Origin of the sequence: Mesorhizobium sp. B2-3-13, from assembly GCF_006442195.1 — a bacterium.
Classification (GTDB): Bacteria; Pseudomonadota; Alphaproteobacteria; order Rhizobiales; family Rhizobiaceae; genus Mesorhizobium; species Mesorhizobium salmacidum.
In genome coordinates, this window is the sequence record NZ_VFVQ01000004.1 from 33412 (window position 1) to 59014 (window position 25603).

Below are 25603 nucleotides of genomic sequence, written 5' to 3' on the forward strand. Positions count from 1 at the left end.
CCGGCCATGACGCTCACCGTCCTCAATGTCGCCTATCCCCTTGCGCCTGTCGGACCTGATGCGGTCGGGGGTGCCGAGCAGGTCCTGTCGATGCTCGATCGGGCACTGGTTCGCACGGGTCACCGGTCGATCGTCGTCGGCTGCCGGGGCTCCAGCGCGAGCGGCACGCTTGTGGAGACACCGGCGGAAAGTGGCGTGCTCGACGAGGCGGCCAAGAGCCGCGCGCAGCAGGCTCATCGCACCGCGATCGCCGCTGCCCGCGCCAGTTGGCCGATCGATGTGGTTCATCTGCATGGCATCGATTTCGATGCCTATCTGCCAGACGATGGCCCGACCTTGGTGACGCTTCACCTGCCGCTGGACTGGTATCCGGCCGAGGCACTGCGCCCGACGCGCGACGATCTGTGGCTTCATGCGGTCTCGGCCGCCCAGCAGAAAACCGCGCCATCAGGCGCCAGACTGGCGGCGCCGATTCCGAACGGCGTCGACATAGAGGCGCTCAGCCTGCCGCAAGCGAAGCGCGAGTTCGCATTGGTTCTCAGCCGGATCTGCCCGGAAAAGGGCATCCACCTGGCGTTGGACGCAGCCAAGCAAGTAGGTGTGCCGCTGGTTGTCGGCGGCAAGGTCTATCCCTATGAAACGCACGCGCGCTACTTTCGCGACGAGGTCCAACCTCGCCTCGATGGCCGCCGCCGCTTCCTTGGTCCGCTCGGTTTCACCGCCAAGCGGCGCTTTCTTAACGCAGCGCGCTGTCTGGTCATTCCGAGCCTTGCCGCCGAGACCAGCTCACTTGTCGCCATGGAGGCGCTGGCCTGCGGCACACCGGTTGTCGCCTTTCCGAATGGTGCGCTTCCCGATGTCATCGAGCACGGCAGGACAGGCTTTCTCGTCAATACGATCGACGAGATGGCGCAAGCCATCGTTGCGGCGTCCAGCCTGGACGCCGAGACATGCCGGGCCGAGGCGCGGCGGCGGTTTTCGCTGGAACGAATGATCTCGTCTTATATGGACGCCTATCAAGCGCTGGCACGACTCGGCACCGATGCCGGGCGCCTCGCCGCCACACCGTGAGCAAGCCTGTGTTGCGCAGCGAGATCATCGATGATCCGGCGCGATTCGATACCCTTGCGCCGCATTGGTGGAGATTGTGGGAGCAGAGTTCCTCGGCGACGCCGTTTCAATCTCCCGCCTGGCTGGTGCCATGGTGGCGCACATTCGCGCCCGGCGACCTGGCGACGGTCGCGGTCTGGCGCGGAGGCGATCTGATTGGGCTGGCGCCGCTCTATCTCGAGCACGGAACCGCTGGGTCGAAACTTCTTCCGGTCGGCATCTCGCTCAGCGACTATCTGGACATCCTGTGTGTCCCCGGCACCGAGGCTCAGGTCGTCGCGACCATTGCCGAAAAGATCCTCTCGGTCGGCTGGTCGCAATGGATTCTGTCGGATTTGCCGGAAGGCGGGGCCGGTCTGGCGGTTACACACCCCGATCTGAAGGCGGGGCGGCCAGCCGCACATGGCGCTTGCCCCGTGCTCGCCATCGCCGGCGACGAAACCCTTGCGGGCTGCGTGCCCTCCCGACGCAGGCGGCAGTTGCGACGGGCGCGCCAGGCGGCGTCCAGACGCGGCCGGACCGCGTTGTCGTCGGCACGAGGCGATGCCCAAAGTTTCCTCGACCAGTTGATCCGCCTGCACCACGCGCGCTGGGCCGGACACGGAGATGGCGTGTTGGCCGATGTCGCCGTGGAGCAATTCCACAGGCGCGCAGTACCCTTGCTCGACGCTCGCGGCCTGGTCCGATGCTGGCTGTTGGCAATCGATGGCAAGACCGTCGGCGCCTATTACGGCTTCCACCATCGCGGTCGCGCCTATGCCTATCTCGGCGGCTTCGACCCTGCCTATGCCGAGGAGAGTCCAGGTGCGATCCTGATCGGCCACGCGATCGCGGAGTCGATCCGCGAGGGTGCCCGCGAGTTCGATTTCCTGCGTGGTCAGGAGGCCTACAAATACGGCTGGGGCGCCATCGACAGGTGGACGATGCGCAGGATCTGGACGCGGAGCTGATAGCATGAGTGCAGCCGGGTCAAAATCCGCCCAGCGCCGGATGACGATTAGATCGGTCATAGAAGGCTGCATGGCCGATGGTGTTTGCGCCGAAGCCGTCGTCGCCAGGCTGGCGCTTCACCTGGGGATGGAGATCAGGGTGGCGGAATTGGCGGAGATCGTGCTGGAGGTCGTTCCCTCGAATTCGCAAGAAACGGAACGGCTGCAAGAGGTAGCCGGGCTGCTTCGCCGCAAACCCGGCGCCTTTGCCACCTTGCGAGCGACGGGAGCGGCCGTTCGGCACGCACGCGACGACGACGAGACCGATGCCGCTGTCGTCAGGCGGCTGGCGTTGAGCTTCGATGCGGCGGCAGCGATTTCGCAAACAGCGAGTGTCCAGCTCGCATCGCTCGGTGATGAGGAAAGGCTGTCGGCCACGACCGAGGAAGTCGCTGCATGGCTCAAGGAGCAGGACTTCACCGGAACCGGCCGGGACATTCTGGACATTGGTTGCGGCATCGGCCGTTTCGAGCGTGCGCTTGCCAAATCATTCAACCGGATGGTCGGCATCGATATATCCTCGCGGATGATCTCCGTTGCCTCCGACCGATGCGCCGCGTTGGGCAATGTCGAGTTGCGGCAAACCTGCGGTCTTGATCTGACCGAATTCGACGACAGCAGTTTCGATTGCGTGCTGGCGGTCGACAGCTTTCCTTATCTGGTTCTGGCCGGCATGGCCGAGCGGCATTTCGATGAGATCGCACGCATTCTGAAACGGCCGGGCTGGCTGGCCCTGCTGAACTATTCCTATCGCGGATCGCTTTTTTTGGACCGCGCCGATATCGGCCGTGTGGCGGAAGCTCACCAATTGCGGGTCGTCATCAATGGCGAGAAGCCGTTTCGGTCATGGGATGGCGACGCCTTCCTGCTTGCTCGTGACGGCGGAACATTACCGCGCGCCGCCAGTTCGGACGTCGAACAAGAGGCGCTGAAGAGCGTCACCGATCCGAAGGAGGAAATCATGGCATCCGGCGACAAAAAACATTTCGGCCGCGGCACCCAGGGCAAGGGTACCGGCGCCGGCGCGATGACCGACCTGCCCAAGGACAAGGTCGGAGGAAACGCGGTTCTGTCCAATCGCGACAAGAAACAGCACAGCGAGGAGCGCGGACTGGATGGCAATCGCATCAAGTCCGATCAATATCAGGACCATGCCGCGAACCAGTTGCCGAAGGATTGAACGGCGTCACACCGCATTCTTGGCCCGCGGCGATGTAAGATTAAGGAAATAAACCTGTGCAAGGGCCGCCGGTAATCATGCCGGCGGTGGACATCGCCTTGTAATCTCGAGCATTTGTCACCACACTAAGGTCAAGGGACTGCTATTATCAAGAGAATTTGGATGTCTCGTTCGAGGGATGATACGGTGGACCCACAATTCGGTCTGGCTATGGACCAGGAGATCACTTCTCTCCTCGACGCCATAGAGCAGGAAAAAATTCCAGACCGGCTGACCAGGCTGGCGATGGAGTTGCAAAACGCGCTGATCGAGAAGCGTCGACGTGACGTGAAGAACTGACTATCTGCGGCTGTCATCCTCGATACCGAGTTGACCATCCGATAGATGATTTCGTCTCTCCATCAATGTCTGCAGTGAACTCTCCCCAAGCAACTCGAGAATATTGGCGCGGGCACGATTCAGCCGACTTTTGACCGTCCCTACCGCGCAGCCGCATATCTCGGCCGTTTCCTCATAGCTTACTCCCAGAACGCCGATCAGCATCAGAACCTCGCGTTGGTGTTCGGGTAGCCTTTGAATGGCGCCGTGAACTTCCTTGCTCTGAACGCTCCATTCCTGGGTCGCTTCCGAAATCGGCCTTGAAGATGCACAGTCGAGCAGGCCTGGCGCTTCCCGGGCAGCAATCTTGATCCGGGTATAGTAAGTGTTGCGCATGATGGTGAAGAGCCACGATTTCATGCGTGTGCCGGGTTCGAACTTGTCGATGTTGGCGAGCCCCTTGGTCAGCGTCTCCTGCACCAGATCGTCGGCATCGTCGGGGACGCGACAGAAGGTGCGCGCGAAAGCCCGGAGGGCGGGTATGAGGTCAACGATGGAAACTTCATTGGTTTCCTGATCGGCCGAAATGTAGCCTCCGGATGACAATGGTCCAGCTCCCAGAAGAAAGAGTGTACGAATGCAGCCCCTGCTAAATGCATGGAAGTTTGGTTCGTTCCTCGCGCCGAGGACAACTCTTCAGAAATTCGGCAGGCCGCAACGATGACGCCTGCTTCAGTGATGGATCGGCGGCGCACCCGTTCTTTTGGGAACAAAGCCGCACACCGGCAGTTAAAAGCCCTGCGGGCCTGGTTTGCAGCCACGCCTTTGGCTCACATTGCGGCCTTATGATTGGCCGGTCTCTTTGGCCGCCTCTTCTCGCTGCTTTTTCAGCACCTCATCGGTCCCGACCAGCTTCTTTGCTCCGCCTGGAATGGCTGTGGACACGACCGCTGGCGGGTCGCTCGCGGGAAAAGAATCCTCCAACCCGGCCTGCAGTTGATCCTCGAGCGTCTGCGGTTCTTCGGAGCGGCCGGGCGTCCTGCGGGTTTCTGTCTTTTCCAGCGACTGTTTCTTCTTTGGCGAATCGTTCGCTTCCCGGATCACGGCATAAAGCTGCTCGATCGCGAATTCCTTGATCGTTTCGAAATCGGCCCGGTCGTCCTTCGTCGCTTCGATCTGGGCGACCATGGCCTTCTCGAACCGCTCAAGGCTTTCACCTCCACAGGCGTGGGAAAGCCGCAGCAATGCTTCGTGCAGCATCATTGGAGTGAAATGAGCTGAAGCCTCAAGCCTGAGTTGCCGCAGACGATCCGGAGTGGCGGCCTGAAAGTTTGACATGGCGGTGTCCTCTCTCTCACAAGCGTGTCAACGACAATTGATCGCCGATGTTCCGCCACGCCTGAAGATACTTCACGTCCCGCGAATCACAGGAACCAGCTTGCCGCCAGACCCGCCGACGCCGAAAAAATCGCCAGGGTCGTCGCGCCACCCAGGATGTTCGTGCTTTTGCTGTTGACCTTGTCACCCATGATCTTGCGATTGTTCGTCATGATGAGAATGAGAAGCAGGAGCGGAGGCGTGGAAAACCCTTGCACGATGCCCGACCAGACCATGGCTTTCATCGGATTGAAGCCGAGGAAATTGAGACCCACCGCCACCAATGTGATTGTCCCGATCGCCATGTAGAATTTAGGGGCCTGCCGGGGTTTGGCATTCAACCCATTCTTCCATCCCATCGCTTGGGCGAAATCGAAGGCAGCGCCAGCCGTCATGACCGGCACAGCCAGAAAGCCGACGCCAATTACGCCTGCGGCAAAAAGAATTCCCGCCGCATCGCCGGCAAGCGGCCGCAGCGCTTCGGCGGCCTGCGCCGCGGTGTCGATCTGAGTCTGGCCGGCCTTGTAGAGCGTCGACCCTGTCGAAAGAATGATGAAATACATGATCAGATTGGAGAACGTCATGCCGATCAGGATATCGCGGCGGGATCGGCGGAGTTCGCCCTCGGTGGCGCCCTTGCGCTCTTCAAGGGTCGTTCTGCCCTTGGCAATCTCCTCCTCCACCTCCTGGTTCGACTGCCATGTGTAAAGGTATGCGGAGAGGGTCGTTCCGACGATGGCGACCAGGATGGACAGGTATTCGCGGCTGAACTCGATCCTTGGCAGCAGCGTGCCGCGCAGGACCGAAGCTGCATCCGGTTTGGCAAGCAGGGCGGAGACCACATAGGCAAGCAGCGCCAGCGCCAGCCATCGGAACACATTGCGGATCAAGGTGTAGGATCCAAATACCTGCAGGGCAAAAATGACGATCGCGACGACAATGACGATCAGTGGACCAGACATCGGAACGAACAACATAACGGCCGCCGACATGGCGCCAAGGTCGGCGGCTGCCTCGATCGTATTGCCAATCAGCACGCCCGTCAGAACAGACCATAGCAGCCAACGCGGATAGAAATCGGATATGACCTTGAATAGCCCACGACCCGAAACCTGACCAAGTTTGGATGAAAGATAGACGACGAGATACATCATCGGCAGAGTAACCGGTGCCGTCCACAACAGGTCGGGCCCAAATCGGGCTCCGGCACTGGCGTAGGTACCGATCGCCGAACAATCGTCGTCAGCCGCGCCGGTAATCAGTCCAAGCCCGAGGGCCCGGACAACGCCGCCTTCCTTTCGCTCGCTTTTCCTCTGGCCGGCACTATCCAGTGGCTCGCTCATTGGAAGCGCATCTTTACCGAGGGCATGCAAAACGTCATGACAAACATTCCAACCAGGTGCCGACAAAGCGGGATTGAAGCTGCGCCAAGACGCGGCTCGAACCACTGGTAAGGCTTTTTGTTCCTGGAGAGCGTCGGGGTCCCGACAGCCGCCCCGGCCGCCGCTTCCGACATGTCACGATTTCTTGTGATGAAGGAACCAACCTGTGCTTCACCGGTTCGGCCCTATCACCGGAGCGATCCTGACATGGCAAATGCAGCAGAAATTCTCGTCGACACACTCATCGCCTGGGACGTGGACGTGGTGTTCGGCTTGCCGGGAGACGGCATAAACGGCGTCATGGAGGCGCTGCGCACCCGGCGGGACAAGATAGCCTTCGTGCAGGTCCGGCACGAAGAGTCGGCTGCCTTCATAGCGTGCGCCTACGCCAAATGGACAGGAAAGCTAGGCGTCTGCCTGGCAACGTCCGGTCCCGGCGGAACGCATCTTCTGACCGGCCTTTATGACGCCAAGCTCGACCAGGCTCCGGTGCTTGCGATCACGGGCATGCAGTTCCACGATCTGATCGAGACGTTCACGCAGCAGGATGTCGATCTGACGCGCGTGTTCAACGATGTCTCCGTATACAACGCCCATGTCTCCGATGCCGCGCATATGGAAAATGTTGCCAGCCTCGCCTGCCGAACCGCGCTGGCGCGTAAGGGCGTCGCCCATCTTTCGATTGCCAGTGACGTGCAGGAGCAAGAGGGCAATCCCTCAAAGCGCAGCAAACGCAACCGCCCGGCGCACACGCCGCAGCAAATGTTCGCCGGCCACACCATGCCGCCGGACGCCGAGCTTGACGAAGCAGCCGCCATTCTGAACCGCGCCTCGCGAGTGACGATCCTGGCCGGACGCGGCGCCATCGGCGCGGCCGCGGAACTCGAACATGCCGCGCATCTGCTGCAAGCACCTGTCGCGAAGGCCTTGCTGGGCAAGGCGGTGCTGCCGGACGACCATCCTCACACGACCGGCGGGATAGGCATCCTCGGAACCCTGGCTTCACAAGAAGCGATGGAGACCTGCGACGCGGTGCTGATCGTCGGTTCCACCTTCCCCTACATCGAATACTACCCCAAGCCCGGGCAGGCCCGTGGCGTCCAGATCGACTGCGATGCGCAGCGCATTGGCCTGCGCTTTCCGGTCGAGGCCGGCCTTGTCGGGGACGCCGCCGAGACATTGCGCGCGCTCAATCAACGTCTGACCCAAAAGCCTTCCGGTGAATTCCTGCAACACTCCCAGGAAACCATGACGAGATGGCGCCAGATGATGAGGCAATCCGAAGACGCGCGGACGCATCCGCTGAAGCCGCAAACGATTGCCCGGGCGTTCGGCCAAAGACTGGCCGACGACACGGTGCTGGCCACCGACTCCGGTCAGAACACGGAGCTTGCCGCCCGCCATGTCGATCTTCGAAGCGGCCAGGCGTTTGGCGTGTCCGGATCGCTGGCATCCATGGCTTGCGGCCTTACCTATGCCATCGCCGCCGGCATTGCATTTCCCGGTCGACCGGTCGCCGCTATCGTGGGAGACGGAGGTTTTGCCATGCAGCTGGGCGAATTCTCGACGGCGGTGCGCTACAAGATTCCGCTGAAGATTCTGGTCATCAAGAACAACATGCTCAATCAGATCGCCTGGGAGCAGATGATGTTTCTGGGTAATCCGCAATTCGGTTGCGAACTGCAGCCGATCGATTTTGCCAAGGCGGCGGAAGCGATGGGCGCAAGCGGTTTTCGCATCGAGCGGGCCGATCAGATCGAGACTATTCTCGACGAGGCCTTCGCAACCGAAGGTCCGGTTGTGATCGAAGCGCTGGTCGATGCCTATGAGCCGTTGATGCCGCCCAGGATGCCGCCCGACTATGCCAAGAATTTCCGCCAGGCCTTGCCGCAGACGCCGGGGCACGAGCGCATCGAAGAAAATATCGCCCGGGAGCCGGCGAAGTCGATGATGGATGCCTAGAGCAATTCCCGCGAAAATGCGAAGCGGTTTTGCGTTCGGAATTGCGTAACAAACATATAGAGCATTGGAGGCGAACCTGTTTTCGCCGGAAATACTCTGGAGCCGCGAAATGCAGCCAGGAGAGCAATGCCCCAGAGGCGTGCCATGAGCTTCGACGCACTCTTCTCGACTTCTATCTGCTATGGCAGCGGCGCCCCGCAAGCCGGTTGGACGCTGGCGTTTCCGATTACATTTCCGCTCGCGGCGGCTGTGTCGCTGTACATTGCTGGCGCCAGCCGGCTCTGGCGTCGGAGCGGACACGGACGTCCTTTGCGGTCGCGGCAGGCCTTGCTGTTTTTCGCCGGCTGGGCCGCACTGGCGGTCGCGCTTGTAAGCCCGATCCACGCATTGGGCGAACATGTGTTTGCCGCTCACATGGTCGAGCACGAACTGCTGATGGCCATCGCGGCACCGCTGCTGGTCGCTTCCCGACCGATGGCGGCAATGATGTGGGCGCTGCCCGCGCGGCTGCGCCAGACGCTCGGCGCGGCTGGGCACACAAACATATTTCAGGTGATCTGGGCTGTCATGAGCCGCCCTGTGGTCGCGACTTTCCTGCACGGAATCGCGATATGGACATGGCATGTTCCAGCGCTGTTTGAGGCTGCGCTCCAGCAGGGCTTTCTGCACTATGCCCAGCATGCGAGTTTTCTCGGCACCGGGCTTCTGTTCTGGTGGGTGCTGCTGCCCCGCCCTGGCCGCGAACAAGACTGTGGCGGTGCGGTCATGCATCTTTTCTTCACCTCGCTGCACACCGGCTTGCTCGGGGCATTGTTTGTCGTTTCGCGCAGGCTGTGGTACCCGGAAAATGCCATCGGCTCGAAACTGTGGGGCCTCAGCCCACTCGAGGATCAGCAATTGGCGGGCCTGTTGATGTGGATTCCGGCCGGCCTGATCTATGGCGGAGCCGCACTGCTCCTGGCCGCTTTCTGGATTGGAACAAGCGGGCGGCGGCACGCTTCCCACCTGCCCATCATCTAGAGCCGCGCTTCCGCCGTATGCTGAAGAACGGCCGCCCCTCGCCTTGGTTCGACAAAGTATTCCCTGAGTTCGCGCTCTTTCCAGGGACGGTAGCGTTGCCAAGCATCCTTTTGCAACCAACCGCGTTATGGCCTTGACAACGATGGTGGATCCTTCATGGCAAGGTGCGTGAGTCCGGTGGCCCGCCCTCGTACGCGGAAACGACCGCTGATGCCGCTCACCTGCACGTGGCCAAAACAGTGGGCCAGCACAGCGCCAATGCTGGTCCTGGCTGGATGCAGCGACTGGCAGTCCGCGCTTCATCCACACGGTGCGAATGCCCGAAGGATCCTTGACCTGATCTGGTCCTTCAGCGCGGTTGCGACGGGCACATGGCTGCTTGTCATGCTGGTCTTGGCGGCAGCGCTTCTGCGTCGCCCTCCGACCGAGACAACGCATTTGCCACTTGAGATCGATCTCCGGCAGGAACGTCGGTTTACGCGCCTTGTCGCAAGCGCCATCGCTTTGACCGTTCTCGTGCTCGTCATACTGACGACGATGAGCTTTTTCGCGGGCAAATCCATTGCTTCGCTGAGCGGAACGGAAACGCTCACCGTCCGGGTCACCGGGCATCAATGGTGGTGGGAGGTCCGTTACTTCGGGAATGAACCGTCGCAAGCGATCGTCACGGCAAACGAGATCCATATTCCCGTTGGCGACCCGGTCAAGGTCGAGCTCGATTCGCTCGATGTCATTCATAGCTTCTGGGTGCCAAGCCTCGCCGGCAAAAGGGATCTCATCCCGGGCCGGCCAAGCGAGCTCACGCTTATTGCGGACAAACCCGGAACCTATCGCGGCCAATGCGCCGAGTTCTGCGGCTATCAGCACGCCCATATGGCCATCACCGTCGTTGCGGAAAGCCGCGAAGCTTTCGATGCGTGGCGATCCAGGCAGGACGCCGCGGCGCCCGCGCCCGCCGGCGAAGAAGAACGCCGCGGCCAGCGGGCTTTTCTTTCTACCGGCTGTGCACTCTGCCACACGATAAGAGGCACACCGGCCAGCGGAACGCTTGGACCTGATCTTACCCATCTCGCAAGCCGCCGCGCACTGGCTGCGGATACGTTGGCCATCACCCCTGGGGCGCTTGCTGCCTGGATAGCCGATCCGCAGTCCATGAAGCCCGGCGCCAAGATGCCGCGCATTGCCCTCAGCGCCGACGATCTCAATGCCGTCGTCACCTATCTTGGAAGCCTTGAATGAGCGGCGTTGCGGGAACGTCAGCCGAGCATGAACAGGAGGTGCTGAAAGGCGTGCGGGACACCGGCCTCGATGAGGCGAGGCTGCGCGCCTTTCTGGCGCATGCCTGGCGAACGCCGAAAGGCCTCTATGGCTGGCTGGTCGCTGTCGATCACAAGCTCATCGGCCGGCGCTATATCGTGACGGCTTTCCTGTTCCTCATCCTTGCAGGTCTGTCCGCGCTGGCGATGCGGTTCCAGCTTGCCCGGCCCGAAGCCGGCTACATCGGTCCCGATCTCTACAACCAGCTGTTCACCATGCATGGCACGACGATGATGTTTCTGTTCGCCGTACCGGTGATGGAGGCGTTCGCCATCTACCTGGTGCCGCTGATGATCGGGACCCGCAATGTCGCCTTCCCGCGCCTCAATGCCTTCAGCTACTGGGTCTATCTTTTTGGCGGGCTGATGATCTGGATCGCCTTTGCCTTCGAAACCGGCGCCGACGCCGGCTGGTTCTCCTATGTTCCGCTCGCCGGACCTGAATACGGCATCGGTAAGCGCCCCGATTTCTGGGCGCAGATGGTGACTTATACGGAAGTGTCCGCACTCGCGGTCGCTGTCGAGATCATTGCGACAGTGTTCAAACAACGCGCGCCGGGCATGTCGCTCGACCGCATCCCGCTCTATGTCTGGTCGGTCCTCGTCACCGCTTTCGTCATACTGTTCGCCATGCCCGCGGTGATGGTATCGAGCACGATGCTGATCCTCGACCGGTTGGTCGGCACGAAATTTTTCGATCCTGCCGCGGGGGGAGATGCACTGCTGTGGCAGCATCTGTTCTGGTTCTTCGGTCATCCCGAGGTCTACATTATCTTCATTCCGGCGACCGGCTTTGTCTCCGCGATCCTGCCGACCTTCGCCCGGCGCCCGGTCTTCGGCTATCTCGGGATCGTGCTGTCGCTGGTCGCGATCGGCTTCCTCTCCTTTGGCCTGTGGGTGCACCACATGTTCGCCACCGGTCTGCCCCAGCTCGGCGAGAGCTTCTTCACCGCTTCCTCGATGATGATCGCCATTCCGAGCGGCATTCAGATCTTCTGCTGGATCGCGACGATCTGGGACGGCCGGCCGAGCTTCGGCACGCCCATGCTTTTCGTGCTCGGCTTCATCTTCACCTTCGTGATCGGCGGACTGACCGGGGTCATGGTCGCCTCGGTACCGCTCGACCTGCAGGTGCACGACACCTATTTCGTGGTTGCCCATTTCCATTACGTGCTGGTCGGCGGCGCCGTCTTTCCCCTGCTCGGCGCCGTCTATTACTGGTTCCCCAAGATCACCGGCCGCATGCTGTCTGAAAGGCTTGGCCGCTGGAATTTCTGGCTGGTCTTTCTCGGGTTCAATCTCACCTTCTTCCCCATGCACATTCTGGGTCTGCAAGGCATGCCGCGCCGTGTTTACACCTATCCGCCGGCGAGCGGCTGGGGCGAGATGAACCTCTTCATCAGCCTCTCGTCGCTGGTGGTGTTCGCCGGTTTTGCGCTTTTCTTCCTGAACATCCTGCTCAGCCTTCGCAACGGCCGCATTGCCGGAGATAATCCCTGGCAGGCGAGCACGCTCGAATGGGCGACGACTTCGCCGCCGCCCTCCTACGATTTTTCGCGGCTGCCGGTGGTAAACCACCGCGAACCGCTCTGGGCCGAACCCGACATGCTCCTCGTCGTCGAAGGCCTGCGCGTCGATGCCCGCGAGGTGCTCGCCGGCACGGTCGCCGACGCGGTGCCGCAACTGAGGGTGCCATCGGCCGACAATTCGATTTGGCCGCTGCTCTCGGCCATCGCGGTTGGCGGCGCATTTCTCGGCTCGATATTCACGCCATGGGCGGTGGTCTGGGGCGCTATACCGGTCTCGATTGGCTTCATCTGTTGGTTCTGGCCGAAAGGCGAACCGGAGGACGAGGAATGAGGCAGCGCCCTGTCGCCGATGTCAGCCACCTGCCCACATATGATTTCGGGGCGGCGAGCCCGATGTGGTGGGGAACCCTTGCCTTCATCGCCCTTGAGGCGACGGGGTTCGCCTTGGCGATCGGCACCTATTTCTATCTGGCTGTGCTGGCCCCGCATTGGCCGATCGGGGCGCCGGCACCAGATCTGCTGCCAGGCACGACAGTATTGGTTATTCTGCTGGCGAGCATCGTGCCCAACCATCTGCTCGAACTTTGGGCGCGCCGTCAGGACCTCGCGAAAGTTCGCCTTGGCATGATCATCATGTCGATCGCCGGAATTCTTCCGCTGATCGTTCGTGTCTGGGAATTTCCGGCGCTGCGGATTTCCTGGGATCAGAACGCCTACGGCTCGATCGTCTGGTTCCTGCTCGGGCTGCACACAACGCATCTCCTTACCGATGTCGGGGACACGATCGTCCTTGCGGCTCTCATGTTCACGCAAAAAGGCAAGGCCGGCCGACGCTTCAGCGACGTCTCGGACAACGCCTTCTATTGGGACTTCGTGGTCGTCTCATGGGTCGTGCTCTATCTTATCATCTACTGGGCCCCGAGGATGTGAGATGCAGGCGATCCGCACCGGCGTTTCCTGGGCAGGCCTGGTCAGTGGACCAGCCGCGTGGGCCATAACGCTGCAGCTCGATTATTCAACCGCGTTCTGGCAATGCCACGCCAGCTTTTGGCCCACTGCCTTGTTCTCGTTGATAGGTGCCGCCGCGGCCACGGCAGGCGCGCTGCTGTCGTGGCGCGCGATTCATGACCGAGGCCATGGCACGAGCCCGCCCCTTAAAGCGCGCACTCGCATGTTTCTGGCCAGGACTTCGGTCGGTATTGGAGCGCTGTTCACGCTCGTGATGCTGACACAAATGTTGGCAGGGCTGACCTTCAGCGGGTGCGAACTGTGATGGCGCCACGAAGCGGGCTATTGGCCGTGCGCCGCCGTGCGCTTCGGCATGCGGTGAGCGCTCCAGTCCAGGCCGCCATCTCTTATGCGATCGCGTCCGTTTTGGCATCGTTGGCGTTTTGCACGCACCTGCAGGCGAGCGAAATCCAGAAGGGTGAATATCTTACCCGGGCGGCCGACTGCATCGGCTGCCACACGTCCAATCCCAGCCGCCCATTCGCCGGAGGCTATCGCGTCCCAACGCCGTTTGGCGACGTCTTTTCCACCAACATCACACCGGACCTCGATACGGGCATCGGGCGCTATTCCGCGGACGAGTTCATACGAGCCGTCCAGCAAGGCGTCAGGCGTGACGGGGCCGACCTTTATCCCGCAATGCCCTATGACAGCTTCGCAGCGATGAACCGCGAGGACGTGCTCGCGATCCGGTCGTATCTGCTGGCGCAGCCGCCGATCTCCCAGCCGCGCCCAGCAAACATCCTGCCTTTTCCGTTCAACCAGCGATGGACTCTGGCGCTGTGGAAGCTCGCGAACTTGCACAGCGGCGGTTTCATGCCGGATCGGAGCCGAACCGCCGCATGGAACAGAGGGGCCTATCTTGTCGAAGTGCTCGGTCACTGCGGTGCCTGTCACACGCCAAGAAATACGACGTTCGGCATGGATGACAATCGCAAGCTTGCCGGCGGCAGCGCCGGCATCTGGCAAGCCTTCAACATCACCAGTGACAAGATCGCAGGCGTCGGCGGCTGGAGCGATGAAGAGCTGTTTCGGTTTCTCAAGACCGGCGCCGTGCCCGGAAAGGCATATGCAAGCGGCCCGATGGCGGAAACGGTCATGAACAGCCTGCAACATCTGTCGGACGACGACATCCGTGCCATGGTCGCCTATCTCAGGGATGTGCCCGCACAACCCGGGGACGAAAGGCAGCCGCGTTTTTCATGGGGCAATGTGCCCACGATCGCGGACAATGCTGGAAGCAAGGCGCAAGGTAGCGGAACCGCGGCCGGCGGCGATCTCTATCGATCGCTCTGTTCGGGGTGTCATGGAGCAAATGGAGGCGGATCAGCGGACGGCTCCGCCCCATCACTGATCCACAACACCTCCCCCGGCGCGGCCGTGCCTGACAATGTCGTCATGACGATCCTCGAAGGCGTCAAGGCTGGTGACGTCGCGGAACGCAAATCAATGGCGGCCTTCGCCGGCTGGTTGGACGACGCCCAGGTGGCGATACTTGCAAATTATGTGACCGCGCAATTCGGAAATCCGGAAGCGCGCGTTACGGCGGCCGACGTGCGTCAGATGCGGGCCGGCACGTCAACGGCGCAGACAGTCCTGGTTCTGGCGGGACAGGCGCTGGCGGTTGGAGGCGCCGGATTGCTCCTTGGTCTACTGTTTCTGCTGGCAAAACGACTGCGCCCAGCACTGCGCTCAACGCGTCTCACGTTCGGGCATAGAGATAGGCGGTGATGTCGCGCGCCTCCTGGGGCGACAGATTTGTGTTGGGCATGGCCGTCTTGGGATCGACGTCGCGCGCCCTGCTGATCCAACGCATCATCGCGTCTGGGGACGTTCGCGACGCCCCGACATATTCTCTCTCGGCGACGCCTCGCAGGGACGGACCGACGGTGCCACGGGCACCAGGGACTCCCGGAATTTCGTGGCATCCGCCACAGCCATTGCGGATCATTGCCGGGACGGCGCGGTCAGGATCCCCACCAACCGCCTGCAGGATGGTGGTTTCTCGCAGATTGCTGCTGCGCATCAAGCCGATCGCGCAGACCGACAACGCAATAAGGGTAGCCGCCGAAGCGCCTGCCGCCCACGGCAGGGCCGATGGCGCCTGCTTGACAGCCTGTCGGCTCATCTGCGCCTGCAGCGTTGCAACGAGAACGCCGCCCGATTGGTCGCCCCGGAGAGAAGAGCGACTTCGGGCGGTGCTCCTAGCCACCGGCTCATTTGTTGCAGTTCTGCATGTTCGACGTTGTCGCGCCGGAGGCGGTGTTGTTGTCGATGTCGTTGCCCGCGGCGTCCTTGCAGCGGTCGGTCATGCCGCTCGACGATTTTGTCGAATTAGTAGCGTTCGGATCGGTGGGCGTTACCCCTGCACCAGAGCCGGTGCCGGTCCCATTTGCGCCATTGGTCATGCCGGATGTCGAGCCTGAACCGCTGTTGGTTCCGGTGCCGTTCGACTGTGCCATGGCCGATGTGGCCAGAGCGACCGCAAGCACGGTGGCGGAGAGAAGTTTGACAATCATGGAGGACCTCCCTTGGTTGTGTGTGCTGCCTCCACCAAACCAGTCGCTCGCTTATATGTTCCGAGTGAAACGATCTTCAGCGAAATTCTTATGGGTTCTTTGCCGATCGATTTGATGATGGCCCTCACATGTCGCGGAAACCGACCCGTGCGAGAAATATCATGTCTCCGGCAAAGCAAGCACCAATGATGCTTCAGCGATAGCTAAAGGAACCGAACGGCGAGCGCTGAATTCTGCTTCAAGCGGATATCGAAAGGGACCGTGTTTTTGGAGCACCTCCATGAGGGACATAAGCGCCGAAGTCTCTGAAAAACAGAGCAATATTCGGGCAAAAGGGCCTTTTCAGCGATTCCTGCGCACAATCGGACCTGGTTTCATCACAGGCGCTTCGGACGATGACCCTTCGGGGATCGGCACGTACAGCCAAGCGGGCGCTCAGCTGGGCTTCGATGTCGGTTGGACCATGGTGTTCACTCTTCCGCTCATGGTCGCGATCCAGGAGATAGCAGCGCGGATAGGCCGCACGACAGGTCGAGGTATTTCCGGCAATCTGGCCCGACACTACCCGTCTCCCCTGATATATTTTGTAGCCTTGCTTTTGTTCGCCGCCAACGTGATCAACATCGGGGCGGACCTGAGCGCGATGGCTGATGCATTGCGATTGCTCGTGGGCGGCCCAAGCTCGCTTTACGTCGTTGCGTTCGGCCTGGCTTGCGTTTTGGCGATCGTCTTTCTCGACTACCGCCGGTACGTCACGGTCCTGAAATGGACAACGCTGAGCCTTTTTGCCTACGTGGTGGCTGCGTTTCTGGCTGATATCCCGTGGGGTGAGGCCCTCAAGGGGGTCGTTCTTCCGCACATGGAATGGAGCCGGGCCTTTTTCACGACATTTCTGGCCATACTCGGCACCACGATTTCTCCCTATCTGTTCTTCTGGCAAGCGTCGCAAGAGGTCGAAGAGGAGACGATCGACCCCAAGGCCAAGCCGCTGAGGCGGGCACCGTGGCAAGCGCCGGGTGCCTTCCAGCGCATTCGCGCCGACACCCTGGTGGGCATGGCTTTTTCGAACCTGATAGCCATCGCAATCATCGTTACAACGGCTGCCACCCTGCACAAGGCCGGAGTGACCGACATCAATTCTTCCTCTGATGCGGCCAAGGCCCTGGAGCCGGTCGCGGGCAAATTCGCATTTGAGATCTTTGCAATGGGGATTATCGGCACCGGCCTTCTCGCGGTGCCGGTTCTCGCGGGCTCGGCCGCATTCGCCGTGGGCGAGGCGTGCCGCTGGCCAGTGGGACTGGAGCGCAAGCCGAAGGCAGCGATGGCATTTTATGCGACCCTGGCCGCCGCCGTGGCGCTGGGAATGGGGATCATGCTCACGCCGATCGATCCCATCAAGGCGCTTTACTGGAGCGCCGTCATCAACGGCATATGCGCGGTCCCCGTAATGGTCGTCATGATGCTGATGACCGGGCGCTCCGACATCATGGGCGAATTCCCCGTTGAGGGTTGGCTGCGCTTTCTCGGATGGCTGGCGACAATCACAATGGGACTGTCCGTGGTCGGCCTCGCGCTGCAATGGGCCTTTTGAGGGCCCCATCGCCTTGCACCTCAACGTGCGCTGAGCGCGACCATGCGATCGAGGGCGGCGCCAAGGCCTTTCAGCGACACCGGGAAACTCAGCGGAGTTTCGGCCGCCGTGGTGACGTTGAGCTTGAGCTCGGTGCCTGCCTTGAGCCTCTGCGTCAGCGCCCGGTCGATCGGAAACAGCGCCACGCAGCCATTCGGCAGGCAGGTCCTGAACTTCAACGGTCCGACGGGCTGCTGGTCGTCGATCTGCGCCGCCACGCCGGGCTCGAACAGGATGCCGAAGGGCAGCAGCAAGGTTCCGGTCAATCCGCCCTTCTGCCCGACGCGCAGTTCCACGGCCAGAAGCCTCTGGCCGTTTTTCTGCGTCTGGTCCTGCGTGACCGTGCAGACCCGGGCATTGTCCTGCATGCCGCAGGCCAGCTGCCAGTCCTGATAGGTTTCCTGGAGCGACGATGCGCCGTTCGGCAGCGACGCCGCCTGCTGCTGTTGGGCGAAAGCAGCCGGCAGCGAAGCGGAGAAGGCAGCCGCGCAGATGGCGGCTGCCTTCAGCGAAAAATGTCTATGAACCAATGAATGCGGCCTTCTCTTTTGTGCCGGGCAAATGCCCAAAGTGTCGGCTTCGAGACGCCGTTATTCTCACGTACAGACCCATTCGCGGATCTTGCACTGGATCCCCCCCGCCTCGCAGGCCTGGAGCGCGAGGTCCTCCGCCTCCCGGCGGGTCTCGGCCGAGTTCACGCCCCAGGGGGTGAACCGGTGCTCCACCTTGTCGGCCACGGCGAGCGCGCCGCAATGCTTGTAGGGAAATCCGGTCTCGTCGTCGTCCGTCCAATGGCGGTGATTGCGGAACACGGCAACGACATTGCAGGCTTTTCCACCGGCATTCTCGCAATATTTCTGCGCTATGTCCTTAGCTTCCTGCCGCTTGTCGGCGCCCCAGAAGAAGCCGTACTTGGTATCGGTCTGGGAGTAGGCGATTGCCGCCCAGATGCCTTTCTCCTCCTGTGGCGGTTCGGACGGCTTCGCCAGATCGGCCGAGACCACCTGCCCGCTCCACAGCAAGGCCATGCACAAGACTGTCAAACGTCGCGATTTCATGGTCCGCAATCCTTTCCAGGGCGCCTCGCCCATTCGCCTGACATCCTCACTTGGCCGCCGATGCGATGGAAATCACCACGCATGTGTTGCCCGTCGGCAGCAGAAGCGCTTCACCCGTGTTGCCGCCAAGCTCATACACTTCGACCTGTCCGAGATGATCCGTGATCTTGCTGCCTTGCGGAAGAATGGACGGAATGTCCGCGCACGGACTGGCGAACGGCGCCACCCGCACCATCGCGCCCTCGCAGCCCGAAGCGGTGGGCGATGCGAAGACCACGCCGGCGGCCGGCCCGCTGTACCGGTCCGTGGCATAGTCCATGCCGACAAAAGCCTGGACGGCGTGCTTGTCCGCGGCCTGGTCGTTCCAGAGGGATTTGACGCTGTATTTCGTGCCGGTTGTCAAAAGCTGTCCGAGCACCGGAAAAACGGTCGAGCAGGCCTGTACGCCCGCCTGCTTGACGTGCTGGAGGAAGGGCGTGTCCGGCAGCGCGGGAGCGGCGGCGGCCTCGGCCTGTGCCGCCGTCGGGCTGCCGACCAGGCCGGCGATCGCGGCATAGTTCGCGCCGGCGAAGCCGATGCCCATCATGGCCAGGCCCAACAGCGACAATCCGACGATGCGCGGCCACCGCCGCGGCGGCTCGACGGGCCTCTTGCGGTCCGGCTCGACGATCCTTTTGCGGTCCGGATCGACGGTCGGATTGCTGCGCGTCGCGGAGATGAACGGGTCTTGCTGGCTCACGGTGCTGCCTCGGTTATTTGATTGGCGCAAGGGCCTCTGACAGCCCCTTGAGCGTTGCGGTGACGGTAATGGTCTGGCCATCGACGGTCGGGTAGGAAATCGCCGGCGTCGCCTTCTGTGCTATCTCCTGGCGCATCAGGGGTCCCACCGGCAGCATGCCGACGCAGACCATTTCGTTGCAGCCATTCAGATGCACGTCGATCGGTTCGGCGCGCCCATCGAACTTCAGCGACACCAGCCCATCGCTCCTGGCGTTCGGCGCGGTGCGCAGGATCATGTAGGGCTTGCCGTCCTGGGTGGCCGCGAGAGACCAACTGAACGCCATCTTGCCGGCGCCGTCCTCGATCACCTGCGAGACGTTGCAGACCTTCTTGCGCGCCTTGAGGTTCTCGTCGCAGATCAGCGTCCAGTTCTCGAACGGACGGATGGTGCGCTGGTATTGTCCGAGCTTCACGTCGGGAGGCAAGACCACGTCGGAGGACTTGATCCTGTAGGGCGAACCCACCTGCCCGACAGCTGGCGCCAGCCCGCCGGCAAGCGCCAGGCAGGTCAGGCATGCCAAGGCGAATCCGGGAAAACCAGGCGGTCTTCCCGGATCAGCGTCTAGCCTGTCATGGCCGGTTCGCCTGTTCATTGCCGCCCTGCTGCCCACCTCAGTTCAAGGTGAAGCTCAGGCCGGCGCCGACACCGACATTTCCACCCGCCGCCGTGCCGGACACGTTGCCACGGATGCGGCCGTCCTCGCTGGTATAGCCCGCGCCGAAGGCAAAGGCGCTCGAATCCCGCCAGAAGCCGCCGCCGGCCGCCACGCTCAGCTTGCCGGGACGGTCGTCATAGCGCAGCGAGGCCGCCGCCAGTCCGATTGCCGCCGCCTGCCGGGCTTCGTCCCTGATGCCGCTGATGTCGGAATTGAGCTGGCCCAGTTTCTGGTCGGTATAATTGTTGGCCTGCTGCAACGTCGTGACCGCCACCTGGTCGGTATAGGTCTTGCTCTGGGCCAGGTTCAGGTTCAGCTGGTTGACGTTGACCGCGTCGGTGCCGGCAACGCCGGGGCCGACGTTGGAGATGACGACAGGCGCATTCGGATCGCCGCCCTGCAGCGTTATCTTGTTGGTCTTGGTCGTCGATCCGTCCGGATTGTTGACGGTGTCGTATTGCACGGTGTTTTGGACAGTGCCGCCGATGCCGCCGATCGTCTTGGTCAGGTCCTCGATCGCCGTGTTGGTGGCGTAGAGCTGCGAGCCGTTGATCGCATCGGTGCTGCCGGAAGAAACGCGTCCGGCGGCGACATTGGTGATCGTCCGCTCGGAGCCGGCGTCGCCGACGCTGACGGTTCCGGTCGGGGTGGTGCCGGCATAGGCGTAGGTCTTGCCGTTGATAGTGGTGCTGGACGTACCGACCGCGGTCTGCGACACCGAACCCGAACCGAGCGCCACATCGCTGGCGTTGTTGGCCTGTGCGCCCTGGCCGAGCGCGACGGCGCCTTGGCCCGCGGCTGTCGAACCATGGCCGGCGGCCAGGCTGTCTGTGCCGCTCGCCACGCTCTCCGGCCCGATCGCCACGGCGTTGGTGCCCCCGGCGACGCTGTCTGCCAGTCCCGAATTGGCGTGGAAATACTTGATGCCGCCGCCATTGTTGATGTTGGTCAGCGCATTGTCGACGGCGGTGAAGCCATCATAGACGGTCGAATAGTTGTTGCCCTGGATGTTGTAGGTCGGACCGGTGATCGAGCCGTCCGGATTGACCGTTGTGCCGCCGCCGAACAGGTTGGACACGTTTTGCGAGACGCCGCGCAGCTGCGAGACGTTGACGCCGTCGGTGTCGGCCGAGCCCGCCGCGACATTGGTGAGCTTGCGTTCGGCCCCGGCGCCGCCGATCGACACCTCGCCCACCGAAGTCTGCGGGGTGGTCAGGGCAAAGGCCGTGTAACCGGCCTGTGCGCCGACCGTGGTGACGGACTGCGCGCCCAGCGCCACGCTGTTGATGAAGCTGCTTTGGGCGCCGGCGCCGAGCGCCACCGACTGGATGCCGGAGGCGAGCGAATTGGTGCCGAGCGCCAGGCCGTCGGCCAGCATCACATGGGCGTTCTGGCCGATGGCCGTGCCGCCGGGTGCCGTCTGGTCGACGACGGCGCCGTTGCCGATGCCGATGCCGTTATCGCCGTTGACGACCGTGGTCGGACCGACCGCGACCGATTCCGCGCCGACCGCCAGCGAGTCGCCCGCCACCGAATTGGCATGGAAATACTTGGTCGAGGTGGCCGATACGGCAGCGATGGCGCCGGCGAGCTGGCGCACCGTCACCGCGTCCTGGTCCTGCGTGCCGTCGGCCACATTGGTGATCTGCCGATAGGATGTGGCGTTGCCGACCGACACGGCGCCGAGCAGCGTCTTGTCGGTGGTGTTGTACTGGATGAAGTTGGATGGGCCGGCGGGCAGTTGCCCGGTAGCCGGAGCGATCGCGCGATCGGAGACCGAACCCGAGCCGAGCGCCACGCCGCCGTCGATGCTGGCGTTGCTGTCGCGGCCGAGCGCCAGCGCGCTGACCCCGGTCGCGGTCGCCTGGTAGCCGACCGCGGTGGAACCGACGCCTTGTGCGAAGGAGTCCGTCTGCGCCAGGCCGGCCTCGTTGGTGCGGGCGTAGCGGATGCCTATGCCGTTGGCATCGGTGTAGGCGGTCGAGGTGTCGCCGGCAATGTTGTTGATCGTGTTGCCGAGATTGGTGACGCCACTGCCGATATTGGCGATGTCGGTCGTGTTCTGCGTCACCTGCTGGTTGGTGGCGAAGAGCTGCGAGCCGTTGACGGCATCGGTCGAACCGCCGTTCAACTGCCCGGCCGCGACGTTCTGGATCTGGCGCTCGGCGCCGACCGAGCCGACCGAGAAGGCGCCCGCCGGCGTGCCGCCGGCGAAGGTGTAGTTGACGCCGCCGATCGTCGTGCCGCCGACATTGGTCGTTGCGCCCGACGTCGAATTCAGGCCGATCGCGACGTCGCCGGCATTGTTGGCCACCGCGTTCGGGCCGACAGCGACGGAATCGGCTCCCAGCGCCTGCGAATCCGCCAGCACCGAGTTGGCGTGGAAATACTTGATGCCGCCGCCGACATTGATGTTGTTGACGACGGCGCCGATGGCATCAACCGCCTGGTTGGTGGCGAAGAGCTGCGAACCGTTGATGGCGTCGGTCGAGAGCGCGCTGATCCGCCCCGCCGCCAGGTTGGTGATGGTGCGTTCCGCTCCGGGCGCGCCGATGCTGACCGTCGAGGTCGGGTTGGTGCCCTGGAAGGCATAGGTCGTGCCGTTGACCACTCCACTGGCGGTGCCTACCGCCGTGGCGGTCACCGAGCCCGAGCCGAGCGCCACGTCGCCGGAGCTTGCCGCCGCCGTCGCGCCGTTGCCCAGCGCGACATTGCCGGCGAGACCGGCGGCACCCGCCGTCGAGCCGTTGCCCAGCGCCACCGAGCCCTGCCCGATCGCCTTGTTGTTGTTGCCGATGGCGACCGCGCCGGCGGCCTGGTTGGCGGCGGTGGCGGTTGCCGTGCCGTCGCTGTTGGCGATGTTGTTGGCGCCGCCGGTGAAGGCGCCGGTGCCGCTGGCGAAGCTCGGATCGCCGATTGCCACCGCGCCGTCACCATAGGCGGTGTTGTTCGCACCGATGGAGATGGCTTGGCCGCCGGTCGCCACCGCGTTGGTGCCCATGGCAACCGCGTTGGTGGAACTGGCCGCGGCATTGTTGCCGATGGCGATGGCGCTCGTGGCCGACGCCGCGGCGCCGATGCCGAGTGCGGTGCTGGCGACCCCGCTGGCGTTGGCGCTGACGCCGGCAGCGAGGGAATTGTCTCCCGTCGCCTTGGATCCGGACCCGAATGAGGAGGCATTTTGGCCGCTGGCAACGGCGACGTTACCAACCGCTGTGCTGGCGGCGCCACTCGCAACGGAGGTGGTGCCTATGGCGATGGCAGATTGAGCGCTCGCGTTTGCAGCCGTTCCCAGCGAAGCTGCATTCAAGCCACTCGCAGCGGCATTGTTGCCGATCGCCGTGGCGTTGACGCCCGCGGCCTGGGCTCCAGACCCCGCCGCGACCGTGCCGGTAGCGCTCGCCACGGCCAAATTGCCCAGTGCCAGCGAGAAGTCGGCCGAAGCGGTGGCAGAGCGACCGAACGCCCCGGAGCTTGTCCCCGCAGCATTGGCAAATAGGCCGATCGCCGCGGCGTTCGTGCCAGTCGCCTTGCTTTGGCGGCCCATCGCGATCGTATCGACCTGGGACGCCGTCACATCAGTACCGATAGCGATGGCGCTCTGGGCCAGCGCTCCCGTTCCGGCGGCAGTGCGCGAGCCGAGATAGACTGAGTTTATCGTGGTTGCAGTCGCCTGAAAGCCGATTGCAACGGCATTCTGGGCGCCTGCGTTCGTGTTGGTACCTTGGGCAATGGTGTCCAGTCCCGACGAGACCGCGTTACTCCCGAGCGCGATGGCGCGCGTCCCGGTGGCTTTAGATGACCAACCCCCGGCGAATGACAGGGAACCGCTGGCCAAGGAACTGACGCCGACCGCGGTGGAGTTACCTCCGGAAGCAACGGAGAAGGTGCCCAAGGCGCTGTCGCCGGCGCCGGTGGCACTGGCGCTCACGCCGATCGCCACCGTGTTGACATTATTTGAGATTGTGCCAGAGCCCAGCGCCACCGCGCCGCCGGGGCCCGTGGCCGACGCGGTCCGGCCAATGGCAATCGAATATTGTGCCGCCGAATTGGCCTGGAAACCGACTGCTATGGCCCAGTTAAGGCTGGCGGTTGAGCCATTTCCGATCGCCACGGTCTCGGGACCGGTCGCTGAACCGCCGCCAGCCTGATATTGCGCCTGAGCCGGCATCGCAGCCATGCCGATCGCGAAGGCGCCCAGCATCGCGGCCGCCGCCGGCATCCCGCCGACCCCGAGCGTTCCCAGCCCCAGGCGCTTGCGCCCCATACCCTGCGCGCGATGAGCCATGCGCAGGACCGCCATCAAACGACGGCGAACCGAGCGAGAGCGAGGATCGGCATTCGCGATCCAGTTGCCGGCGAAACGCGCCGCGCGACGCTGCACAACAAGTGAGCCGCTCGAAGTCTTGGTGTCGGTCATGGTGCCCTCTCCGCTGGCCGGCATGGAATCGTCTGACAATTCCAATCCACGACAGGAAGACATGATTCCTGCTTGCGGTATTTCACGATATTGCTGTCTTGTGAGAAAAGAGTCGAGCAACCCGGCAGAGGTTAACGGCTCGTTACTTTAGCCGATGCTTTAAGACCAAGCAGTGAAACAACGCCGCAAGTCGACCTTCATCTAACCTTGGCGTTAAGCTTACCTACCCGCGCCTGCAATGGCGTCACCTGCCGGTATTTCTTCATCATGGTGGTAAAATGGCTCTGGCTAGAAAATCCGCAGGAATGAGCGATGTCCGCGATCGTCATGCGGCTGTCGGCAAGCAGCCTTTCGGCAAGGTCCAGCCGCAGGTCGAGGACATATTGGTGCGGCGGCACCCCGAACGTCCTGGCAAATGCCCGCACGAAGTGAGAGGGCGAAAGCGCGCAGACCGCGGCGATCTCGGCAAGCGACAGCTTGCGGGTGAAGTTCTCGTGCAGGAAGTCTTGCACCTTGCGTGCGGCACGGGGAGAAAGCCCGCCTTTTGCAGTGAGCGCCGGCTGCCGCGCCGAATTGATTCGAGAAACTGACCCAGGGGGGCCATCATCGCCCGGCATTCTTCGGCCTCCTGACATGTCCCAGATAAAGTTCAACCCGAGGCTTCCTTCCCCGTTCCGCCGGAAAACAATTCGTGATTGATCGCAGCGGGCCTGCAGCGCCAGGCCCGTTCATGGGATCGATGCGTCCCGACGGCGAACAATGCGCAGGCTGCATGGGCGCAAGCACGATCCCTACGGAGTACTCCTTGGCCAGGAATGTCTGCGAGCCGGGCCCGCGAACGGAATAAATCACGCTTCCTTGCGCTGTGGCCCTGCGCGGACCTGCACTTTCAGGAATGATGTCCAGGACGTATCGAGCTGCTCGCTCCCGATCGATGCCTTGGGAAACGCCGCTTTCCCGTGCCTCGTCCGCATTTTTCATTCGCGCTGCCTCAGCCGTCCGACGCCGCCTCAAATCCCCTTTCCCGACCCGGAAGATAGCGTAACGCTCGCACCTTGGCTTGGGAAGAACTCCCACGCGCAAATAAAAATCTTTATTCGAGATAAAGATGGAAAAATGAACGGCTAGAGATCTCCGCGCCGGTTCTCGTACAGATCCCAGGCGAGTTCCACGATAGTCAGAAGAACGTCGTCCCGGTTCCACCCGGCAGCCACCGCAGCCTGGACGATCCCGTTGACGAGAGGCAGCAACTGGTCCTGGCAATCGGCCGACATATCGCCGTCGCCCGGCCCTTCGAAGTTGAACGTGATCATCCGGCGCCCCCCTCGCCTTCAGCCGAAGTGTTACAT

The 25603-nt window shown here is 62.6% G+C and carries 24 protein-coding genes and 1 pseudogene; 13 read left to right on the plus strand and 12 right to left on the minus strand.

The features are described from left to right. Window positions 1–6: 6 nt before the first annotated feature. The 5 genes and pseudogenes from FJ941_RS06400 to FJ941_RS28935 all read left to right on the plus strand — a co-directional run bounded on the left by FJ941_RS06400 (window position 7) and on the right by FJ941_RS28935 (window position 3618). Complete coding sequence (locus FJ941_RS06400) at window positions 7–1071, plus strand: glycosyltransferase family 4 protein (RefSeq protein ID WP_140504036.1); 1065 nt, start codon at window positions 7–9, stop codon at window positions 1069–1071. Beyond that, the gene (locus tag FJ941_RS06405; protein ID WP_140504038.1) at window positions 1068–2060 is read left to right on the plus strand and encodes a GNAT family N-acetyltransferase; all 993 of its coding nucleotides are present in this window, start codon (window positions 1068–1070) and stop codon (window positions 2058–2060) included. Before FJ941_RS06400 ends, FJ941_RS06405 begins: the two co-directional genes overlap by 4 nt. A gap of 127 nt (window positions 2061–2187) precedes the next feature. Next, window positions 2188–2838: pseudogene (locus tag FJ941_RS29365) on the plus strand (methyltransferase domain-containing protein); the annotation flags it as partial. Window positions 2839–3060: 222 nt separating this feature from the next. Further along, the gene (locus FJ941_RS28930) at window positions 3061–3279 is read left to right on the plus strand and encodes a hypothetical protein (protein WP_181165832.1); all 219 of its coding nucleotides are present in this window, start codon (window positions 3061–3063) and stop codon (window positions 3277–3279) included. 186 nt (window positions 3280–3465) lie between these two features. Continuing rightward, window positions 3466–3618 (plus strand): hypothetical protein, encoded by a 153-nt coding sequence (locus tag FJ941_RS28935; protein WP_181165834.1) that lies wholly within the window; start codon window positions 3466–3468, stop codon window positions 3616–3618. Here FJ941_RS28935 and FJ941_RS06415 read toward each other — a convergent pair whose 3' ends face one another. The 3 genes from FJ941_RS06415 to FJ941_RS06425 all read right to left on the minus strand — a co-directional run bounded on the left by FJ941_RS06415 (window position 3619) and on the right by FJ941_RS06425 (window position 6422). Further along, window positions 3619–4203 (minus strand): sigma-70 family RNA polymerase sigma factor, encoded by a 585-nt coding sequence (locus FJ941_RS06415; RefSeq protein ID WP_181169732.1) that lies wholly within the window; start codon window positions 4201–4203, stop codon window positions 3619–3621. A 237-nt stretch (window positions 4204–4440) separates the two neighbouring features. Continuing rightward, complete coding sequence (locus FJ941_RS06420) at window positions 4441–4935, minus strand: hypothetical protein (RefSeq protein WP_140504042.1); 495 nt, start codon at window positions 4933–4935, stop codon at window positions 4441–4443. Window positions 4936–5021: 86 nt separating this feature from the next. Then, window positions 5022–6422, minus strand: a complete 1401-nt coding sequence (locus FJ941_RS06425; RefSeq protein ID WP_348640739.1) for an Nramp family divalent metal transporter — start codon at window positions 6420–6422, stop codon at window positions 5022–5024. Between the two features lie 141 nt (window positions 6423–6563). On the opposite strand from FJ941_RS06425, the gene FJ941_RS06430 reads away from it, so the two are divergent. From FJ941_RS06430 to FJ941_RS06460, 7 genes are all read left to right on the plus strand, one after another. Then, complete coding sequence (locus FJ941_RS06430) at window positions 6564–8318, plus strand: thiamine pyrophosphate-dependent enzyme (protein WP_140504044.1); 1755 nt, start codon at window positions 6564–6566, stop codon at window positions 8316–8318. Between the two features lie 144 nt (window positions 8319–8462). Then, window positions 8463–9338: a cytochrome c oxidase assembly protein gene (locus FJ941_RS06435; protein ID WP_140504046.1), complete on the plus strand. Its 876-nt coding sequence runs from the start codon at window positions 8463–8465 to the stop codon at window positions 9336–9338. 258 nt (window positions 9339–9596) lie between these two features. Next, the gene (coxB, locus tag FJ941_RS06440; protein ID WP_246673711.1) at window positions 9597–10577 is read left to right on the plus strand and encodes a cytochrome c oxidase subunit II; all 981 of its coding nucleotides are present in this window, start codon (window positions 9597–9599) and stop codon (window positions 10575–10577) included. Continuing rightward, complete coding sequence (ctaD, locus tag FJ941_RS06445; protein WP_140504049.1) at window positions 10574–12514, plus strand: cytochrome c oxidase subunit I; 1941 nt, start codon at window positions 10574–10576, stop codon at window positions 12512–12514. Before coxB ends, ctaD begins: the two co-directional genes overlap by 4 nt. Then, a complete protein-coding gene (locus FJ941_RS06450; RefSeq protein ID WP_140504051.1) occupies window positions 12511–13113 on the plus strand; it encodes a cytochrome c oxidase subunit 3 in 603 nt (200 codons plus the stop codon). Before ctaD ends, FJ941_RS06450 begins: the two co-directional genes overlap by 4 nt. 1 nt (window position 13114) lies before the next feature. Continuing rightward, a complete protein-coding gene (locus FJ941_RS06455; protein ID WP_027144317.1) occupies window positions 13115–13456 on the plus strand; it encodes a hypothetical protein in 342 nt (113 codons plus the stop codon). Window positions 13457–13482: 26 nt separating this feature from the next. Further along, window positions 13483–14922: a cytochrome c gene (locus FJ941_RS06460; RefSeq protein WP_246673720.1), complete on the plus strand. Its 1440-nt coding sequence runs from the start codon at window positions 13483–13485 to the stop codon at window positions 14920–14922. On the opposite strand, the gene FJ941_RS06465 is transcribed toward FJ941_RS06460, so the two are convergent. Together FJ941_RS06465 and FJ941_RS06470 are read right to left on the minus strand one after the other, a co-directional pair. Then, complete coding sequence (locus FJ941_RS06465; RefSeq protein WP_140504053.1) at window positions 14894–15319, minus strand: c-type cytochrome; 426 nt, start codon at window positions 15317–15319, stop codon at window positions 14894–14896. The two genes, FJ941_RS06460 and FJ941_RS06465, sit on opposite strands and share 29 nt — an antisense overlap. A gap of 88 nt (window positions 15320–15407) precedes the next feature. Further along, window positions 15408–15710: a hypothetical protein gene (locus tag FJ941_RS06470; protein WP_140504055.1), complete on the minus strand. Its 303-nt coding sequence runs from the start codon at window positions 15708–15710 to the stop codon at window positions 15408–15410. 280 nt (window positions 15711–15990) lie between these two features. Here FJ941_RS06470 and FJ941_RS06475 point away from each other — a divergent pair, with 280 nt between their 5' ends. After that, window positions 15991–17301 carry a divalent metal cation transporter gene (locus FJ941_RS06475; RefSeq protein WP_140504056.1) on the plus strand — a complete coding sequence of 437 codons (1311 nt, stop codon included), beginning with the start codon at window positions 15991–15993 and terminating at the stop codon, window positions 17299–17301. Between the two features lie 20 nt (window positions 17302–17321). On the opposite strand, the gene FJ941_RS06480 is transcribed toward FJ941_RS06475, so the two are convergent. The 7 genes from FJ941_RS06480 to FJ941_RS06515 all read right to left on the minus strand — a co-directional run bounded on the left by FJ941_RS06480 (window position 17322) and on the right by FJ941_RS06515 (window position 25567). After that, window positions 17322–17870, minus strand: a complete 549-nt coding sequence (locus FJ941_RS06480; protein WP_246673712.1) for an invasion associated locus B family protein — start codon at window positions 17868–17870, stop codon at window positions 17322–17324. 66 nt (window positions 17871–17936) lie between these two features. Beyond that, window positions 17937–18398, minus strand: coding sequence for a DUF4189 domain-containing protein (locus FJ941_RS06485; RefSeq protein WP_140504058.1), 462 nt, complete (start codon window positions 18396–18398; stop codon window positions 17937–17939). Between the two features lie 46 nt (window positions 18399–18444). Continuing rightward, complete coding sequence (locus FJ941_RS06490; protein ID WP_140504060.1) at window positions 18445–19137, minus strand: hypothetical protein; 693 nt, start codon at window positions 19135–19137, stop codon at window positions 18445–18447. A gap of 13 nt (window positions 19138–19150) precedes the next feature. Continuing rightward, window positions 19151–19690 (minus strand): invasion associated locus B family protein, encoded by a 540-nt coding sequence (locus FJ941_RS06495; protein WP_246673722.1) that lies wholly within the window; start codon window positions 19688–19690, stop codon window positions 19151–19153. 100 nt (window positions 19691–19790) lie between these two features. Then, a complete protein-coding gene (locus FJ941_RS06500; protein WP_140504063.1) occupies window positions 19791–24254 on the minus strand; it encodes a YadA-like family protein in 4464 nt (1487 codons plus the stop codon). Window positions 24255–24451: 197 nt separating this feature from the next. Continuing rightward, the gene (locus FJ941_RS06505) at window positions 24452–24871 is read right to left on the minus strand and encodes an AraC family transcriptional regulator (protein ID WP_181169734.1); all 420 of its coding nucleotides are present in this window, start codon (window positions 24869–24871) and stop codon (window positions 24452–24454) included. A 507-nt stretch (window positions 24872–25378) separates the two neighbouring features. Further along, window positions 25379–25567, minus strand: coding sequence for a hypothetical protein (locus FJ941_RS06515; RefSeq protein ID WP_181165818.1), 189 nt, complete (start codon window positions 25565–25567; stop codon window positions 25379–25381). Window positions 25568–25603 lie beyond the last annotated feature (36 nt).

Coding starts and splice junctions, on each gene's coding strand:
- FJ941_RS06505 (WP_181169734.1), bottom strand. CDS start 24,871: ATGCCGGGCGATGATGGCCCCCCTGGGTCAGTTTCTCGAATCAATTCG.
- FJ941_RS06435 (WP_140504046.1), top strand. CDS start 8,463: ATGAGCTTCGACGCACTCTTCTCGACTTCTATCTGCTATGGCAGCGGC.
- FJ941_RS06500 (WP_140504063.1), bottom strand. CDS start 24,254: ATGACCGACACCAAGACTTCGAGCGGCTCACTTGTTGTGCAGCGTCGC.
- FJ941_RS06485 (WP_140504058.1), bottom strand. CDS start 18,398: ATGAAATCGCGACGTTTGACAGTCTTGTGCATGGCCTTGCTGTGGAGC.
- FJ941_RS06475 (WP_140504056.1), top strand. CDS start 15,991: ATGAGGGACATAAGCGCCGAAGTCTCTGAAAAACAGAGCAATATTCGG.
- FJ941_RS06470 (WP_140504055.1), bottom strand. CDS start 15,710: ATGATTGTCAAACTTCTCTCCGCCACCGTGCTTGCGGTCGCTCTGGCC.
- FJ941_RS28930 (WP_181165832.1), top strand. CDS start 3,061: ATGGCATCCGGCGACAAAAAACATTTCGGCCGCGGCACCCAGGGCAAG.
- FJ941_RS06465 (WP_140504053.1), bottom strand. CDS start 15,319: ATGAGCCGACAGGCTGTCAAGCAGGCGCCATCGGCCCTGCCGTGGGCG.
- FJ941_RS06450 (WP_140504051.1), top strand. CDS start 12,511: ATGAGGCAGCGCCCTGTCGCCGATGTCAGCCACCTGCCCACATATGAT.
- FJ941_RS06430 (WP_140504044.1), top strand. CDS start 6,564: ATGGCAAATGCAGCAGAAATTCTCGTCGACACACTCATCGCCTGGGAC.
- coxB (WP_246673711.1), top strand. CDS start 9,597: ATGCTGGTCCTGGCTGGATGCAGCGACTGGCAGTCCGCGCTTCATCCA.
- FJ941_RS06455 (WP_027144317.1), top strand. CDS start 13,115: ATGCAGGCGATCCGCACCGGCGTTTCCTGGGCAGGCCTGGTCAGTGGA.
- ctaD (WP_140504049.1), top strand. CDS start 10,574: ATGAGCGGCGTTGCGGGAACGTCAGCCGAGCATGAACAGGAGGTGCTG.
- FJ941_RS06420 (WP_140504042.1), bottom strand. CDS start 4,935: ATGTCAAACTTTCAGGCCGCCACTCCGGATCGTCTGCGGCAACTCAGG.
- FJ941_RS06515 (WP_181165818.1), bottom strand. CDS start 25,567: ATGATCACGTTCAACTTCGAAGGGCCGGGCGACGGCGATATGTCGGCC.
- FJ941_RS06400 (WP_140504036.1), top strand. CDS start 7: ATGACGCTCACCGTCCTCAATGTCGCCTATCCCCTTGCGCCTGTCGGA.